Here is a 16,003-nt window from a genome sequence, read left to right on the forward strand (position 1 = left end):
CTGCGTTGTCTGCAGCAGAGAAACGAGATTATGCAGAGCTTTCTTCGTTTCGTCAACCGTTTGCCGCAATCTTTTTTGCTGCCGTCAGCGCTGCAAACTTCGCCGCGCCAACCTCCCGGTCGACCCCACATCCCTTGCTGCGCCTGCCTTGCAGGTGCCGCGTTGTGTTGCGAGGGGGCGAATAGTAAGCGAGCGCGACGGGGTTGGCAAGCGGTTTCTGCGAACCAGCCGAAACTGGCACAAATGCGCCGCTTTCGGCGCTTCTCACTGGAGGCCAGGCTGCTTATAGAATGGCCGTTCCGGCCCGCGGGGCCGCTCTTTGACGAGATGGGGACGTTCGATGACTATCCAAGCGACATGGAAGCCAAGCCAGGGCAACAGCATCTGCCAGCTGACCAACGGCACTGCCGAGTGGCAAGCCGATCTGGACGCTTCCGCCGGCGGCGACACCCGCTACCCGAACCCGCATGACCTGCTGGACTCGGCCCTGGCTGCCTGCACCACCCTGACCTTGCAGCTGTATGCGAAACGCAAGGGCTACGCGGTCACTGACGTCCATGTTTCGGTCGGTCATGAAGAAGCCAACGGCACCTATACGATGCAGCGCGAGGTCAGGGTCAGCGGCGACCTGTCGCCCCAGATCCTCGAAGACCTGCTGCGCGTCGCCAATCGTTGCCCGGTGCACAAGACCCTGTCCGGCCAGGTTTCGATCCAGACCTCGATGGTATGACCGGCGCGCGCCGGTCACGGCAGGGGTTGCCACAGAAAATGAGAATCGTTAGCATTTGAGTTCTCGGGTTCTGACACCGCCTGAGTCAGCAAATGGGTTAGCCGGACACGGCATCCGTGTCCGGCTTTTTTCTTTTGCGGGATGCCGTGTCACGGTCATGACCGCCAGCCGCAATACGCTACGCCGCGATCCCACCCCGTTGACGCAACGCCCATGTGCTGTGTTGGCTGGCCCACCAAGTTCCGTCCGGGAAGTGGTCAAAACGGCGGTGCCGACACACTTTGCACCGCACCGCCGGCTTACCATGGCGAAAAGCAAAAACAATAAAAACGCTTAAATAACGAAGCGAGCGGGGGGATGCCTTGACCAATTTCATTGAAGCCTATTGCGCGCAGATACGGCTTGCGGGCGCCGGCGGCGTGATCGCGAAACCCGTCGTGGTGGCGCGGGACAGCAGCTACGCCATGCACTACGTACCGTGCGAATACCTGAATCCGCAGGCAGCGCTGGTGCTGGTCAGCACCACGCCGGGCCATGCGCACGTGCGGCTGGCCGCCGCGGTGACCGAGGAACTGCTGCGCTCCCATGCGCCGGGCCGTGTAATCCAGCGCGAGAACAAGCGGCGCGTTGAACTGGGCGGCAAGCTGGTACGGCCCAACCTGATCCGCATGCTTGACCACTTCCGCGTGCCGGAGCTGGTGGGGCTGCCGCACGCCGCCGCATTGTGGAACGATGGCTTCGAGCGCCTGCAGCCGCTCGCCCTGTTGCCGCATGCCACCACGCGGCGTGGCCTGGCATTCGATGGCCCGCTGGAAGAACTGCTGGACGCGCCGATGCTGCGCGACGTCTTCGAGACGCAGTTCCTGGGCGCCGTGCGGCAGATGCGCACCGACGCGCTGTATATCGCATTGGGCCGCACCGCCTGGGCCGCGCTGCAGCACGCGGTCACACGCCGGTTGCTGGCGCGCCGCCAGTTGCTGGGAATGATGCCGGTGCCGGCGCGCGCGGGCAGCATGGTGCGTTACTTCCTGCGAGAGATCGCCGCCAGCGCCCTGTCGGCCAAGGATCCGGTTCGGCATCGCGTGGACTGGCTCGACGCAGCCCACGCCGAACTGGAAGCGAATGTCCGCAAACTGCGCGCCTCGGTCCGACCAGAGCCGCCTCCCGCCTACCTGATCGCGTAAGCGGTCGCTCGCATTCATAGTTGTGATCCATAGACCCCACGGAAGAGGGGTCTTGGGACGCCGGTTTGCGTCGATAACGTCTCCTGAGGAATTTGACACTCCTCGCATTCCCGATTTGCGGCCCCTCGTGGGCCGCGATTTTTTTTGTGGTGGTCAGATCGGACAGGGTCCACGGCGCTCGGGCACACGGTTTGCGTTCGGTCCCACGTCTCGTATTCCGCTGATCCGCCATGACGACCACCCATGCGTTGCCCATTGCCCTGTGTGCCACGCTGCTGCTGGCCCCGCTTTCAGCGCCGGCGCAGAGCGGCAAGCCTGGACTTGTCCTTTCCGACCGCAAGCCGGGCGGCGCGCTGCCGAATGACTGGAAAAATTTACCGGTCGCCGAAGGCAAGGCCAGGACCGAGTACCAGCTGGTGACCGAGGGCGGCACCACGGTGCTGCGGGCGCAAGCCAAGGACTCGGCGTCGGCGCTGATGCATGCGGGCAACGTGGACCTGTCGCGCACGCCCGTGGTGGCCTGGCGCTGGAAGGCAGAAGGCGCGATTCCCGGCGCCGACAACCGCGATGGCGCGCGCGAGGACGCGCCGGCGCGGCTGGTGTTCTTCTTCGACGGCGACGCCAGCAAGCTCTCGCTGGGCGACCGCGCCGCGATGCAGCTGGCGAAAACCGTGGCGGGGGAGGAACTGCCCTATGCCACGTTGATGTATGTCTGGTCGACCAGCGCCGCGCCCGGCAGCGTCATCCCCAACCCGCATACCGGCCGCGTGCAGATGATCGTGGTATCCGGCGCCGACGATGCCGGCAAATGGCAGAACTTGCGGCGCAATCTGGCGCGCGACTATGAACGCGTGTTCCACGAGCCGCCCGGACCGCTCAAGGCCTACGGCCTTATGACCGACACCGACAATACCCACGCCGCCAGCCGCGCCTGGTATGGCGATATCCGCTTCCTGCCGGACACCGCGGCGAAGAACTAGACCGGGGCGGGATGCTGTCCGAGGCTCCATCGCAGCGCAGCCGCGACCTCGGGCATCAGTGCGACATCGTCCTTCACGGCGTGTCCGGCGGACAGCAACGCCTCGCGCACGCTGACCACCTTGTCCGCGCCATACCGCCGTTCGCTGCCGATGGCCGCCTCGAAGGCATTGGCGCGCGCATTGATCTGCTCCGGGTCGGCGCTGACCAGCAGCACCGCGTGGGCAAGCACCAGGTGGCGCTGGCCATCGGCCGCCTGCATGGCCGCTGGCGCGCGCCGCCAGTACTGGGCCGTGCCGGCGATCTTGCGGGCGGCTTCGGGCGGGCCCCAGGCGAGGTTGTAGCGGCCGTCGCAAAATGAGCCGGCCACCGCCTGCCAGTGGGTCTCGATGCCGAGCGTTCGCAGCGCGCCGCCGATCACCGCGCACAAGTGCAGGTAGACCGCGTCGCTGAGCGCGCCTGGCGGCTGGCCGACGGCGTAAGCGAGGCTCAGGTTGAGGATGCCGGGCCCTTGCGGAACCAGGCCGCCGCCGGACATGCGCAGGAACACGGGGCAACCCTGCTGCGCGAAATCGGCGCGCGCAGTCTCCAGCGCCGCGTGGCGCAGGTAGGTGCGCGGCACCACCAGCGACAGCGGTGCCTCCCACAACCGTGCCACCTGCCGGCCCTGCGCCGCGAGTTCGAGCAGCGCCAGTTCTTCCTGCAGCGGGTCGCTGCCCGCGTGGTCCGGGGCGACGGTATCGACAAGTTCAAACGGCATCGGTTGGGAAGCTGCCCGGGAATGGCGATGCGCCGAGTCTAGCAACCCTAGGCGTTGAGCGCATCGAAATACGCCAGCGCCTTGGCCGCGTACATCGCGCCGGGGCCGCCACCCATCTCGATATTGACGGCGAGCACTTCGGCCAGTTGCTCGCGGCTCGCGCGATGGCGCAGTGCCTGGCTGGTGTGGAACAGCACGCAGTCGTCGCAGCCCTTCTGCACGGCGAGTGCGACCGCCACCAGTTCCTTGAGTTCGGCGGGCAGGCTGCCCTGTTGCGTGGCAGCCTTCATCACGCCCTGGAAGGCGCTCATGGTGCCGGGCTGGGCCTGGCCGAGCGCGCCGAATTGCTTGTTGATCTCCGCCAGGCGGGTCTTCAGGTCTGTGGTCATGTGTAAGTGTCCTTTGGTAAATCGGCCCCGGGGGCCGCCTGGACGGCGCATGGTGGCGCCGTCCGGGGGCGGCATCAGCCGGCCAGGTGGGTCTTCAGCAGCGCGTTGAAGTCGTTGGCCTTCTCCATCTGGCTCATATGGCCGGCATCGGCAAAGACCTTGACGGTAGCGTCGGGCGGCGCCGCCTCGGCATGCGCGGCCGGGATGATGCGGTCCTGGCCGCCCCACACCACCAGCACGCGCTTGCCGCTGTCGGCCAGGCGCTGGCCCGGCTGCTCGCTCTGCCGGCCGCCGCCGAACAGGCCCTGGCCGAGCGCGGTCAGTGCCTCGTCGACGCCATCGAGCCGCTTGTAGCGCAACAGGTCGTCCAGCATCTGCCGGCTCACCAGCCCCGGGTCGGCAAACAGCAGCTCGACCACGGGCTTGAGCTCGCGCCGCGACTGCGCCTTGACGAAGCCGTCGGTGTAGGCGCTGTTGACGGCTTCGCCGAAGCCAACCGGCGACACCAGCGCCACCGACAGCACCCGCTGCGGCGCATCCACGGCCAACTGCGCGGCCACGCCGCCGCCCATCGAGTGGCCGACCACATGCGCGGCGTCGATCCCGGCTTCGTCCATGAAACGCGCTACAAAGCCGGCCATCTGCGCCAGCGTCGTGCCCGCGAGCCGCGGCGACGACTGTCCGTGGCCGGGCAAGTCGAGCGCCACCACGGTGTACGCGTCGGCCAGGGGATCGAGGTTGAACAGCCAGTTGTCCAGGTCTCCGCCAAAGCCGTGGATGAAGAGCACGGCCTGGGCGCCGTCGCCCTTGCGGGCATAGCGGACCCGGATGCCGTCGACCTCGGCAAACTGGTACGCGCTGGCGGCATCCTCGTCGCCGCTGTCGTCCGCCGGCGTTTCATAAGCCGCGACGTATTCATCGATCTGCGCATCGCTCACCTCCGCAGGGGCCAGCACGCCAAGCAGCGCCTTCACCGGCAGCACGTCGCCGGCCTGCGCCACCTTGCGGCGCAGCGTGCCCGCGTCGGGCGCCTCCACCGCATTGGCGATCTTGTCGGTTTCCACATCGAGGATCGGCATGCCCACGGTGATCTCGGTGCCTTCGTCGACCAGCCAGGCATTGACCGTGCCTTCCTTCATCGACAGGCCCCATTTGGGCATCACGATCGGGGTGATTGCATCCGTTGCCATCAGTGCTTGCCTCCCTTCACGGTCTTGCGCGCGGCATTGACGATCTGTGCCGCACTGGGGATATACAGGTCTTCCAGCGTGGGCGAGAACGGCACCGGGGTATGCGGCGGGCACACCATCTCGATGCCGGCCTTGAGCGCGCCGAAGGCCTGCTGCGCGACCTGCGCCGAGATATCGGTGGCGATATTGCAGCGCGGGCTGGCTTCATCCACGACGACCAGGCGCCCGGTGTTCTCTACCGACTCCAGCACCGTATCCATGTCCAGCGGCGAGAGCGTGCGCAGGTCGACGATCTCGGCCTCGATCCCCTCCTTCGCCAGCGTCGCCGCCGCTTCCAGCGCCCGATGCACCATCAGCCCGTAGGTGACGATCGACACGTCCTTGCCGTCGCGCACGATATTGGCCTCGCCGAACGGGATGGCATAGGCGCCTTCCGGGACATCACCTTCGAGGCCATAGAGGTTCTTGTGCTCGCAGAAGATCACCGGGTCGTTGTCGCGGATCGCCTGGATCAGCAGCCCCTTGGTGTCGTACGGCGTGGACGGGCACACCACCTTCAGGCCGGGGATATGCGTGAACAGCGGCGTCAGCATCTGGCTGTGCTGCGCGGCGGCGCGGAAGCCCGCGCCGACCATGGCGCGGATCACCACCGGGGTCTCGGCCTTGCCGCCGAACATGTAGCGGAACTTGGCGGCCTGGTTGAAGATCTGGTCGAAGCAAACGCCCATGAAGTCGATGAACATCAGTTCCGCGATCGGGCGCATGCCGCACGCCGCGGCGCCGATGGCGGCGCCCACGTAGGCGGATTCGGACAGCGGCGTGTCCAGCAGCCGTTCGCCATGCTTGGCATACAGGCCCTTGGTCACGCCCAGCACGCCGCCCCAGGCGTCTTTCTCGCCGTCTGCGCCGGCGCCGCCGACGATGTCCTCGCCCAGCATGATGACGCTGGGGTCGCGGGTCATTTCCTGGTCGATCGCCTCGTTGATCGCCAGCTTGATGCTCAGTTTGCGAGCCATGTCTGTCTCCTGATAATTGGTTTGCGCGTGGCGGATCAGTAGCTGACGTAGACGTCGGTCAGCAGGTCTTCCGGGCCCGGCTGGGGCGCCGCCTTGGCTTCCTGCACGGCGTGCTCGATCAGCGCGGCGACTTCGCGGTCGATCGCGTCCAGCTCTTCGCGCGCGATCACGCCGGCTTGCGTCACGGTGCGGCCGAACAGCTTCAGGCAATCCTTGTTGGCGCGGATGTCATCGAGTTCGCCGGCAGCGCGGTAGGTCTGCGCATCGCCTTCGAAGTGGCCGTAGAAGCGGACCATCTTGCATTCGAGCAGCGACGGGCCGCCGCCCTCGCGGGCGCGGCGGATGACTTCGCCGGCGGCTTCGTGGACCGCGAAGAAATCGGTGCCGTCGACGGTCACGCCCGGGATGCCGAAGCCCGCGGCGCGGTCGACGTAGCTGTCGACCGCGGTGCCGTAGTCGCGCGAGGTCGATTCGGCGTAGCCGTTGTTCTCGATCACGAAGATCACCGGCAGGTTCCACACCGCGGCCAGGTTCAGGCTTTCCAGGAAGGTGCCCTGGTTGGAGGCGCCGTCGCCGCAGAAGGTAATGCCGACCTCGCCCTTGCCGCGGAACCTGGCCGCCAGCGCGGCGCCGCAGATCAGCGGCGCGCCCGCGCCGAGAATGCCGTTGGCGCCCATCATGCCCTTGGACAGGTCGGCGATATGCATCGAGCCGCCCTTGCCATTGCACGAGCCGCCCTTCTTGCCGTAGATCTCCTTCATCATCGCCACCGGATCGACGCCCTTGGCAATGCAGTGGCCATGGCCGCGGTGCGTGCTGGCAATGCGGTCGCCGTCGTGCAGGTGATGCAGGATGCCGACGCCCGCGGCTTCCTCGCCCGCGTACAGGTGGACGAAGCCCGGGATGTCGCCGCGCGCGAAGTCCACGTGCAGGCGCTCCTCGAAATCGCGGATGGTGCGCATCTTGCGGTACACCGTCAGCAGCGTCTCCTTGTCGAGCGGCAGCGCGCCGCGGGATTGCGCCGGATCTTGCGAAGCTCTGGCTGTCATCTCTGTCTCCTTCGTTTTCAGGTGTTGCACTTCAAGAAAATCGGTGGGTGCGCGGCCCGGCGTGCTCAGGCCAGGGCGTGCTGCGGCACGCTGCGCATCAGCTGGTGGCGCGCCGCGTGGCGCATGCACGCGGCGACGTCGATGCTGCGGAATGCGTGGTCGTGCAGCGTGACGGTGACTTCGTCGTCCGGGCCGAAGGTCAGCTCGCGCTCGCCGTCCAGCGCGACGACGCCGCTGCGCTGGCGCACGCGATGGGGGCGGCCGTGCGCGAGCCGCTGCCAGCCGGCGATGGGAACGGTGCACATCAGGCCTGGCGCAATTGGCGCGCTCAGTTCGAATTCGCCCGCGCCCGGCGCCGCCAGTTCGATCGCAAGGCCGCCCGCTTCGCGCCGACCCACCGGCTCGAGCAAGCCGGCGATGGCCGACAGCCCGATCGCCTCGGGGTCGGCAAAGGACACGTAGACCGCGGCCAGCGTGTCGGTCTTCCACAGCGCGCGCGCGCCGATGAAGTGTTCGTGCGAGATCACCGCGTCGACCAGCGCGATGTCGCGGCGGAAGGTGCCATTGCCGTCGCGGATGACGATGTCCAGGCGCTTGTTCGACGCCAGCGCCTGGCTGGCTGGAATGCGGCCGGTGGCATAGAGGCCGGTGGCGAGCCCGGTGATGGTGGGCTCGCGCATCTCGGGGTAGGCATTGTTGGTGCCGGTCGACAGTCCCGCGATCGGCACCGCGCCGCATTCGCGCACCACGGCGCGGTGGGTGCCGTCGCCGCCCAGCACGATGATCGCGGCCACGCCGGCATCGGCCATGCAGCGCGCGGCATGCAGCGTGTCGTCGACGCGCGAGGCCACCGGCATGTCCAGATACGCGACCTCGGGCAGGCTCGAATCCGGTCCCTGGCGGTGCGCCAGGTGCCGTGCCAGCATGACGCGCAGGCCCTCGCGATCGGGCATCATCAGCACGCGCTGCACGCCGCACGATGACAGCGCGGCCAGCAGCCGCAGCACGATATTGACGCGGTCAGCCAGTTGCAGGCTGTTGGCGTTGGCGATCACGCGGCGGATGTCGCGCGCCGAAACCGGATTGGCGATGATGCCGACCAGCGGCGCATCGGCGAACCTTGGCTGCCCCATTGCCTGTCTCCTGTGTTGTCGTTGTGGTGACAGGCGACTTTGCAATGGCTGTGCCAGTGGCCGGATGGCATCGCGATGGCACAAGGCGGGCGGTTGCGGGGCCCTGGCTTCAGGGATAACCCGCAAAAATCGCTGCCGCTTGCGCCGGGCGAGCGGCCTGGGTGGCCGTCAGGGCGAGACAGGTGTCACAGTGCAGGTGTACGGAGTGGACACGCGTAACGTCTTATCACCGGCGTGGCCGCACGCCTGGCGAAAGCCGGCGTCAAGAGAAATCCGGAAGACGAAAGGCCGCGAACGGCGTCGCAGAAACGGGTACGCCCGGCAGCCGCGCCAGCGCTGCCGGCCTTGCCTACGGCGCAGTGCTACGCCTGCTCCCCGCCGTCGCGCCGGTTAGGCGACTGGATGCCGTAGCGCTCCATGCGCCGGTACAGCGTCATGCGGCTGATGCCGATCTGGCGCGCGACCGCGCTCAGGTTCCAGCCCGAGGCGCGCAGGTACTGCATCAGCAGCATGCCCTCGGGGGGCAGCTGGTGCGGGTCGAACGGGGCGGCGGTGCCGTGGTCCGGGGCGCGATCGGCTGATGCCGGCTGGGCCGCTACGGCAGCCGGTTCGGCGGTGCCGGCGACGGCATCGGGCAGGTCGTGCACGTCGATATAGCCGCCGCTGCAGACCGCGCGCGCGTACTCAAGCACGTTGCGCAGTTCGCGCAGGTTGCCCGGCCAGCGGTGGCGGCGCAGCCGCTCGCTCGCGGCCGGTGACAGCGTCACTGGTTCGACCGCGCCTTCCTGCAGCAGCTTGCGCACCAGCCAGTCCAGGTCGGTGCGGGCGCGCAGCGGCGGCAGTTCGAAGCGCGCGCCGTTCAGGCGGTAGTAGAGGTCCTCGCGGAAGCGGCCGTCGGCCACCAATTGCTCCAGGCGATGGTGCGTGGCCGAAATGACGCGCAGGCGTACCGGCACCGGGCGCGCGGCGCCCACCGGCAGCACCTCGCCCTCGGCCAGCACGCGCAGCAGCCGCGACTGCAGCTCGCGCGGCATGTCGCCGATCTCGTCCAGGAACAGCGTGCCGCCGTCGGCCTCCTGGATCAGCCCGCGCTTGCCGCGCGAGCCGGCGCCCGAAAAGCTGTTGGGCAGGTGGCCGAACAGCTCGCTCTCGATCAGGGTCTCCGGAATCGCCGCGCAGTTCACCGCGACAAAGGGCCCGGCGCGGCGCGCGCTGGCCTGGTGCAGCGCCTTGGCGAAGAACTCCTTGCCGCTGCCGGTTTCGCCCTGGATCAGCAGGTGGATCGGGGAATCGACCAGACGCGCGGCGCGCTCCAGCTGCTGCGCCAGCGCGGCGTCGCCGCCGCTGAGCGCCGCCAGCGGCGCCGGCATCGCCACCTGCGCCGGTGCCGCTGGAGCTTGCCAGCCCAGCGCGGGCGGCATCACGCTCAGGTACAGCAGGCCGCCGCTGCGGTTGAGCGCGACCAGGCGCTGCTCGCTGGGACGCGAGTAGACATAGCGGCCCAGGTCTTCGAGCCGGGCGTCGAACAAGGTCTCGAACGGCTGCCCGAGCACGGTGGCGCCGGGCATGCCGGCCAGTTCGGTTTCCAGCATCAGGCGGGCGCGATGGTTGTGGCCGACGATGCGGCCGGCATCGTCGAGCGCCAGCAGGTATTCCGGGTTGACGTCGACGAACTCGGGCGCAACGTTCAGCTTCAGGATCCAGTCGCGCCGGTGCGCGCGCAGGAAGTTGGCGTTCTCGATATGCGCGGCGTAGATGCGCACCATCTGCAGCGCCAGGCCCTGGCTGTCCTTGGCCTGCGGCGAGACCAGCGCGGAGATGTCGAGGATGGCGTGCAGCGTGCCATGCGTGTCGAACAGCGGCGCGGCGGTGCAGGTCAGCGGGATATGGGTGGCATCGAAATGGTCGGCCTGGTGCACGGTCAGCGCCTGCCCGGTGACCAGCGCGGTGCCGACCGCGCAGGTGCCGGCGCCACTCTCGCTCCATTCCGCGCCAAGGTAGAGGCCGGCGTGGCGCAGCGCGGCATCGGTGTGGGTGTCGCCGATATAGTCGACCGTGACGCCCTGTGCATCGGTCAGCAGCACCACATAGCCCAGCGCCGCCACCTGCGCGTGCAGGCTCTGCAGGCCGTGGCGGGCGATGCGGGCGAAGTCGTCGATGCGTTCCTGGTGTTCGCGCAGGCGCGTCTGCGGCAGGATGCGCGCCTCCTGCATGCGCGAGGGATCGAGCCCGTACTGGTGCACGCAGCGCCGCCATGAATTCTGGATGATCGCGTCATGCGCGATGCGCTCCGCGAGCAGGGCTGGCGGGGATAGGTAGGCGGTGGCCTGGACCACCGTCTCGATGTGCTCGCGTTGCCGCAGGTCCATCGCTGTCTCCTGTCGTCGCTGCCCCTCGGCCCCGGGAGATTGCTTGGGGGCGGCGGATCGGGCGGACTATGCGGGCGCGTGCCCGGGTGGCCACGCCTCTGTCTGGTGTCGGCCTTCTAATGTATCCGAGCGCCTCGGCGCTATGCAAACCAGAACCGGCAGGAAATGAAAGACAGCGGCAGGCGCACGCCGCAAGTGCGGCGTGCGTCATACCGGCAACGGCTCAGAGCGCGGCGTTGGCCTTGAGGCTGCGCGCGGCAGCCGCGGCGATCTCGAACGATCGCAGCCGCGCCTGGTGCTCGTAGATCTGGCCGGTGATCATCAGCTCGTCCGGCTGCAGGTCATCGACAAAGCGCTGCATGCCGGCGCCGACCACATCCGGGTCGCCCACCACGGAGCACGCCAGCGAGCGCCGGATATGGTCAGCCTCGCTCTCGTTCCAGAGCGCTTCGATATCGTCGACCGGCGGGCGCAGCTGCCCCGGCGTGCCGCGCACCAGCGCCAGGAACTGCTGCTGCAGCGAGCTGAACAGCCGGCGCGCCTCGTCGCCGGTATCGGCCGCGAACACATTGAGGCCGAGCATCACGTAGGGCCGGTCGAGCGTCTCGGACGGGCGGAAGGTGCGCCGGTACAGGTCCAGCGCCTGGCGCATGAAGCCCGGCGCAAAGTGCGAGGCGAAGGCGAACGGCAACCCCATCGCCGCGGCCAGCTGCGCGCTGAACAGGCTCGAGCCCAGCAGCCAGATCGGCACCTTCAGGCCGGCCCCGGGCACCGCGCGCAGGCGCTGGCCCGGGCGCACGTCGTCGAAGTAGGCCTGCAGCTCTTCCACGTCCTGCGGGAAGGTATCGGCGCTGTCGCTGGCCAGATGGCGGCGCAGGGCGCGCGCGGTGGCCTGGTCGGTGCCGGGCGCGCGGCCCAGGCCCAGGTCGATGCGGCCCGGATAGAGCGAGGCCAGCGTGCCGAACTGCTCGGCGATCACCAGCGGCGAGTGGTTGGGCAGCATCACGCCGCCCGAGCCCACGCGGATGCGCTGGGTGCCGTTGGCGACATAGCCGATCAGCACCGCGGTGGCGGCGCTGGCGATGCCGGGCATGTTGTGGTGCTCGGCCAGCCAGTAGCGGTGGTAGCCCAGCTGCTCGGCATGGCGCGCCAGGTCGAGCGAGTTGCGCATGGCCTGGCCGGCATCGCTGCCTTGCGGGATGGGGGCGAGGTCGAGCACCGAATAGGCAACGCCGTTGCCGGCGGGGAGAGAGTCGCGATTCATGTCGTGGTCTGGCGGGCGCCACACGTGCGCCGCCGCTGCAATGCGGATGGTTCGCTATGTTAGTGAGCCTGCGCCGATCGTGCTGGCGGCGGCTTTGCGGCCCTGCGGGCGGCGTGGGTATCGCCGGGCGCGGTGGGGCCACAGCCGGGGCGCAAGGATTGAGCCGCGCGCCGCTTGCCCTTACCATTCAGCCCGATGCGAAGGAACGATCGATGACTCTCAAGACACTGGACGGCGCGCTGGCCTTGCTGACCCACTTCACCGTGCGCCAGCCCACCTGGGGCGTGCGCGAGCTGGCCAAGCACAGCGGCGTGCATTACGCCGTAGTGCACCGCGTGCTGGCCACGTTCGCCGCCAACGGCTTCCTGGTGCAGGATTCGGCCACCGGCAAGTATTCGCTGGGGCTGCGGCTGTTCGAGCTGGGGCAGGTAGTGCGCAAGAGCTTCTCGCCCGACGAGATCGTGCGCCCGGTGCTGGAGAAGCTGGCCGCGCAGAGCGGCGAGACCGTGTTCCTGTCGTGGCTCGACGGCCATGAAGGCCTGTGCGTGGGGCTGGTGCACAGCCAGCACCAGCTGCGCTTTTCGATCGAGCTGGGCGAGCGCTTCCCGCTCCATGCCGGCGCGCATGCCAAGGCCATGCTGGCGTTCCAGGACGAGGCCTTCCGCGACGAGGTGTACCGCCAGGGCGTGGCGCGCATGGGTCCGCATACCACGCTGGAACGCGAGCGCATCGAGCAGCAGCTGGCCGAGGTGCGCGAACGCGGCTGGGCGCATACGCGCGAGGAAGCCGCGGCCAGCGTCGCCGGCCTGGCCTTGCCGCTGTGGTCGCGCGACCGCAGTGCGGTGGTGGGCTCGGTCGCCATCGCCGGGCCGCAGCAGCGGCTTGACGACGCCGCCGTGCCGCGGCTGCTGGAAGCGTTGCGCGATGCCAGCGGCCGACTGGAAGACGTGATCGGCTTCGTGCGCTGAGGCCCGCTTGGCGCGCGATCAGGCCAGCAGCGCCTTGCCCACGTCGCCGCCCAGCACGCGCTTGCCAAGCGCGTGTCCCAGGGCCCGGTAGCTCTCCCATTGCGCCTCGTCGAAGAACTGGTCGCCGGTGCCTTGCTGCGGGAAGGCCGGGTGCGTGGCGCCATAATGCCGCACGTCGGCCGGCGCCCATGACACCAGCCGCGGCTTGATCAGCACGATGCGGCAGACGCGCGCGCGCGGCGCCGCGCAGGCCGGGTCGGTGCGGAACACATCGAGCAGCACCGCGCATTTGTCGCCGGCGCCGGCGCTGGACGGCCGGCCCGGCACGAAATCGTCCGGCACGCCGAAGACTCGGCTCAGCACCGGATGCGTGGTGGCGGCCTCGGTATCGACAACGATCTCGAGGCCATGGTCGATGCGCGCCAGGCGGATCAGGTTGGCAAGGTCGCCGAAGCGATAGTCGGGATCGGCCCCGCAGTCGCACAGCACGATCAGCGCGACGTTCCGGCCCGGACGCAGCAGCTCGTAGACGCCGGTGTTGTCGAAATGACCGCCGTCCGACAGGTATTGCCAGCCGCGCCGCGTGCCATGGAAGCGGCCGCTCAGCTCGCACCCCAGGTAATACTGCGTGCGGAAGATGCCGGCGGCCAGCCACGGATGCGTGGCGCGTTCGGGATGGCGCCAGCGCTCGCCCTCGCGCCCGCCGCGACGCGCGTAGCGGGCCGGGAACGACGGCCACCATGTGCCCAGCCGCAGGTTGGCCAGCCCGAGCAGCAGCGATGTGCCTAGCGTCGTGGCACGGCCCAGCCCGGTGGACACCGCCGCGCCCGAGATCGCGATCCAGTCACCCACCGTCAGCGCTTGCGCCAGCTTGCCCGACGAGGGCCATGACAGATCCGGGCAGCACTGCCAGCCATCGACGGTGAAGCGCGCATAGGCGTCCGGCGCGACCGCGCTTGCCGCACCCGGCTGCGGCAGGCCGGCGCCCGGTGCCAGGCACAGCGGCTTGCCCTTGCGGTCGCGCTGGACCAGCTGCTCGGCCGGATCGACGGTCAGGTTCAGCGTCACGTTGATCAGGTGCAGCGGCGCCAGCACGTGCGGATCGTAGTAGGCATTGAGGCTGAGCTGGTCGCCCGGCACGGGCTCGGCCACGCTGAAGCGCGCGCGCCGGCGCCGGTCCGCCACCGGATCGGGATCGGGCGCGGCAAAGCGCTCGCCATTGGATGCGCCAAGGTAAGCGCGCGTGAGGCGCGCCGCGTAGAAAGGTTGCAGCGTGGACAGGTTCAGGAAGCCGGTAAAGCGGCCGGCGACCAGCGCCAGCACCAGTGCCACGGCCGTCAGCGTAGCCAGCGCCGGCCCGGTGTAGGCGGTGCCATACACCAGCCAGTCGACCGGCTCGCGGCCATTCCAGCGCACCCACAGCACCAGCCACGACCACAGCACGTACAGCAGCAAAGCCAGCACCGCCGCGGCCGCCCCGGCCAGCAGCGAAACCGGCAGGCGTGCCCACAATGCCCGCCAGGCAGTACCGGCGCTGCCCTTGCGGCCTTCGTCGAGCCGGCGCGCGCCGTAGCGCACCAGCCAGACCAGCACGCCCAGAGCGCTCGCGGGCAGCGCCACCCCCCACGGATGGCCGGCAGCCTGGGCATACAGGTAAGTGGTGCGCGCGACGGTATCGGCCACGCCCAGTGCCGCCAGCCACAGCGTCAGCGTGACCGCCGTGCGCAGTGCACGCGTGGCCCGCACGCGATAGCCGGACACCGTGCGCGGCTCGCCCTGCAGCATTACCAGGCAGGCCAGCACGCCAAGCCAGGCCAGCACGCCCAGCGCGGCAAAGAGTTGCGCAGGCAGCGGCTGCGCGCCGATCCGTTCCGACCAGTACGCGGCGGCGAGCAACAGCAGTCCCAGCAGCGTGGCCAGCATCGGCGCGGGGCTGAAGAAACGGCCCGGCGCCTGCGGCTCGCTGGCGCGCGGATAGACCAGCCAGTACGCCAGGCCGGGCGGCACCGCGCCGAGCACCACCGTCACCAGCGGCAGCCACAGCAGCGGGCTCCACCAGATCGCGCATTCGCCCTGGTTGAAGGCCTGCCGCGCATCGTGGAGCAGGTCCATCTCATAGCGTCCGAACCCGTACCAGGCGCCCGCCGCGCCGTGCAGCAGCAGCGCCAGCAGCGACAGCAACACCAGCAGCGCGCTGCCGATCACGTAGTGCATCGCCAGCCAGTTGCGCGCCACCAGCGCGGCGGCATAGAGGTTGTCGCCCGCGCCCGTGGGCGACAGGTAGCGGCCGTTCTCGCGCAGCCACGCGACCGCGCCGCGGCCGGGATCGGCGGCATAGGAGACCGAGGTGTGGATGCGCCCTGGCGGCTCGCATTGCAGCGTGTGGTACGCCTCGGCCGCGGCCTGGACCGGGCCGGTGCCGCGGCGCAGGCGACCGGGCACGAACAGGCTGACGAAGAAAGCGCCGAGGTAGCCGCCGCCGCTGACGGTCGACAGGTAATCGAACTGGGCCAGCAGCGAAGCCAGGCCCGGCACGGTCTGCGCCGAGGCGGCGGTGCTTGCCGCGGGGGTCTGGGGCCTGCTGCTGTCCGGCGTCGCAGCCGTGGTGTTGGCCGGCATGTCGGTGCCGGCCAGCGCCTGCATCACGCCAAGGCAGAACGTGGCGCTGCGGATGCCGCCGCCGGACAACGCCAGCGCCCAGTTGCGCTGGCCCTCGTGCGTGCGCGGCGCGATGCCGAGCAGGCGGCGGCGGTGAGCGATGCGGGCCGCTTCGTCGCCGTAACCGTGGTCTTCCGCAGCCATGGGCGCCTCCCGTAGCAGTCGGCCTGCGCCAAGTATAGGCAAGGGCGCATGGGTCGATATTCGCCCCGATCCGGGAGACGACTGCGCGTTAACCCTGATTGTTGCGGTTGACAGCGAGGCCTAGCATTTCTCTGTATCAGAGACGTTGTCTCTTATATAGAGACAACTCAA

Annotated in this window: 13 protein-coding genes; 4 read left to right on the top strand and 9 right to left on the bottom strand. The window is 69.0% G+C overall.

Going from position 1 to position 16,003, the window contains the following annotated elements:
* The first annotated feature begins 340 nt into the window (after positions 1 to 340).
* The 3 genes from AC3FMM_RS19935 to AC3FMM_RS19945 all read left to right on the top strand — a co-directional run bounded on the left by AC3FMM_RS19935 (position 341) and on the right by AC3FMM_RS19945 (position 2,894).
* A complete protein-coding gene (locus tag AC3FMM_RS19935) occupies positions 341 to 730 on the top strand; it encodes an OsmC family protein (protein WP_115682180.1) in 390 nt (129 codons plus the stop codon).
* A gap of 362 nt (positions 731 to 1,092) precedes the next feature.
* Positions 1,093 to 1,914: a hypothetical protein gene (locus tag AC3FMM_RS19940; protein WP_115682179.1), complete on the top strand. Its 822-nt coding sequence runs from the start codon at positions 1,093 to 1,095 to the stop codon at positions 1,912 to 1,914.
* Between the two features lie 230 nt (positions 1,915 to 2,144).
* Positions 2,145 to 2,894 (top strand): DUF3047 domain-containing protein, encoded by a 750-nt coding sequence (locus AC3FMM_RS19945; protein ID WP_172581805.1) that lies wholly within the window; start codon positions 2,145 to 2,147, stop codon positions 2,892 to 2,894.
* On the opposite strand, the gene AC3FMM_RS19950 is transcribed toward AC3FMM_RS19945, so the two are convergent.
* From AC3FMM_RS19950 to AC3FMM_RS19985, 8 genes are all read right to left on the bottom strand, one after another.
* Positions 2,891 to 3,652, bottom strand: a complete 762-nt coding sequence (locus AC3FMM_RS19950; protein WP_116313666.1) for a lipoyl protein ligase domain-containing protein — start codon at positions 3,650 to 3,652, stop codon at positions 2,891 to 2,893. The genes AC3FMM_RS19945 and AC3FMM_RS19950 overlap by 4 nt on opposite strands.
* 47 nt (positions 3,653 to 3,699) lie before the next feature.
* Positions 3,700 to 4,041, bottom strand: a complete 342-nt coding sequence (locus AC3FMM_RS19955; protein WP_111520933.1) for a carboxymuconolactone decarboxylase family protein — start codon at positions 4,039 to 4,041, stop codon at positions 3,700 to 3,702.
* A gap of 74 nt (positions 4,042 to 4,115) precedes the next feature.
* Positions 4,116 to 5,231, bottom strand: coding sequence for an acetoin dehydrogenase dihydrolipoyllysine-residue acetyltransferase subunit (locus AC3FMM_RS19960; protein WP_326346242.1), 1,116 nt, complete (start codon positions 5,229 to 5,231; stop codon positions 4,116 to 4,118).
* On the bottom strand, positions 5,231 to 6,247 hold the full coding sequence (locus AC3FMM_RS19965) for an alpha-ketoacid dehydrogenase subunit beta (RefSeq protein WP_488687347.1): 1,017 nt from the start codon (positions 6,245 to 6,247) through the stop codon (positions 5,231 to 5,233). Before AC3FMM_RS19965 ends, AC3FMM_RS19960 begins: the two co-directional genes overlap by 1 nt.
* A gap of 35 nt (positions 6,248 to 6,282) precedes the next feature.
* Entirely contained in the window at positions 6,283 to 7,296 is a 1,014-nt protein-coding gene (locus tag AC3FMM_RS19970; RefSeq protein WP_115711922.1) for a thiamine pyrophosphate-dependent dehydrogenase E1 component subunit alpha, read from the bottom strand.
* 65 nt (positions 7,297 to 7,361) lie between these two features.
* Positions 7,362 to 8,429, bottom strand: a complete 1,068-nt coding sequence (locus AC3FMM_RS19975; RefSeq protein WP_116313668.1) for an ATP-NAD kinase family protein — start codon at positions 8,427 to 8,429, stop codon at positions 7,362 to 7,364.
* Positions 8,430 to 8,791: 362 nt separating this feature from the next.
* Positions 8,792 to 10,798: a sigma-54-dependent Fis family transcriptional regulator gene (locus tag AC3FMM_RS19980; RefSeq protein WP_116313669.1), complete on the bottom strand. Its 2,007-nt coding sequence runs from the start codon at positions 10,796 to 10,798 to the stop codon at positions 8,792 to 8,794.
* 223 nt (positions 10,799 to 11,021) lie between these two features.
* A complete protein-coding gene (locus tag AC3FMM_RS19985; RefSeq protein ID WP_326346244.1) occupies positions 11,022 to 12,062 on the bottom strand; it encodes an LLM class flavin-dependent oxidoreductase in 1,041 nt (346 codons plus the stop codon).
* 212 nt (positions 12,063 to 12,274) lie between these two features.
* Between AC3FMM_RS19985 and AC3FMM_RS19990 the strand changes: the two genes are divergently transcribed.
* Positions 12,275 to 13,030, top strand: a complete 756-nt coding sequence (locus AC3FMM_RS19990) for an IclR family transcriptional regulator (RefSeq protein WP_115711914.1) — start codon at positions 12,275 to 12,277, stop codon at positions 13,028 to 13,030.
* 18 nt (positions 13,031 to 13,048) lie between these two features.
* On the opposite strand, the gene AC3FMM_RS19995 is transcribed toward AC3FMM_RS19990, so the two are convergent.
* Positions 13,049 to 15,832 carry a hypothetical protein gene (locus AC3FMM_RS19995; protein ID WP_488687348.1) on the bottom strand — a complete coding sequence of 928 codons (2,784 nt, stop codon included), beginning with the start codon at positions 15,830 to 15,832 and terminating at the stop codon, positions 13,049 to 13,051.
* Positions 15,833 to 16,003: the final 171 nt, after the last annotated feature.

This window comes from Cupriavidus sp. 207A1, from assembly GCF_057798955.1.

What these genes read in the sequence shown, in the direction of transcription:
- AC3FMM_RS19935 (WP_115682180.1), top strand. Translation starts at nt 341, where the DNA reads ATGACTATCCAAGCGACATGGAAGCCAAGCCAGGGCAACAGCATCTGC.
- AC3FMM_RS19945 (WP_172581805.1), top strand. Translation starts at nt 2,145, where the DNA reads ATGACGACCACCCATGCGTTGCCCATTGCCCTGTGTGCCACGCTGCTG.
- AC3FMM_RS19950 (WP_116313666.1), bottom strand. Translation starts at nt 3,652, where the DNA reads ATGCCGTTTGAACTTGTCGATACCGTCGCCCCGGACCACGCGGGCAGC.
- AC3FMM_RS19955 (WP_111520933.1), bottom strand. Translation starts at nt 4,041, where the DNA reads ATGACCACAGACCTGAAGACCCGCCTGGCGGAGATCAACAAGCAATTC.
- AC3FMM_RS19960 (WP_326346242.1), bottom strand. Translation starts at nt 5,231, where the DNA reads ATGGCAACGGATGCAATCACCCCGATCGTGATGCCCAAATGGGGCCTG.
- AC3FMM_RS19965 (WP_488687347.1), bottom strand. Translation starts at nt 6,247, where the DNA reads ATGGCTCGCAAACTGAGCATCAAGCTGGCGATCAACGAGGCGATCGAC.
- AC3FMM_RS19970 (WP_115711922.1), bottom strand. Translation starts at nt 7,296, where the DNA reads ATGACAGCCAGAGCTTCGCAAGATCCGGCGCAATCCCGCGGCGCGCTG.
- AC3FMM_RS19975 (WP_116313668.1), bottom strand. Translation starts at nt 8,429, where the DNA reads ATGGGGCAGCCAAGGTTCGCCGATGCGCCGCTGGTCGGCATCATCGCC.
- AC3FMM_RS19980 (WP_116313669.1), bottom strand. Translation starts at nt 10,798, where the DNA reads ATGGACCTGCGGCAACGCGAGCACATCGAGACGGTGGTCCAGGCCACC.
- AC3FMM_RS19985 (WP_326346244.1), bottom strand. Translation starts at nt 12,062, where the DNA reads ATGAATCGCGACTCTCTCCCCGCCGGCAACGGCGTTGCCTATTCGGTG.
- AC3FMM_RS19990 (WP_115711914.1), top strand. Translation starts at nt 12,275, where the DNA reads ATGACTCTCAAGACACTGGACGGCGCGCTGGCCTTGCTGACCCACTTC.
- AC3FMM_RS19995 (WP_488687348.1), bottom strand. Translation starts at nt 15,832, where the DNA reads ATGGCTGCGGAAGACCACGGTTACGGCGACGAAGCGGCCCGCATCGCT.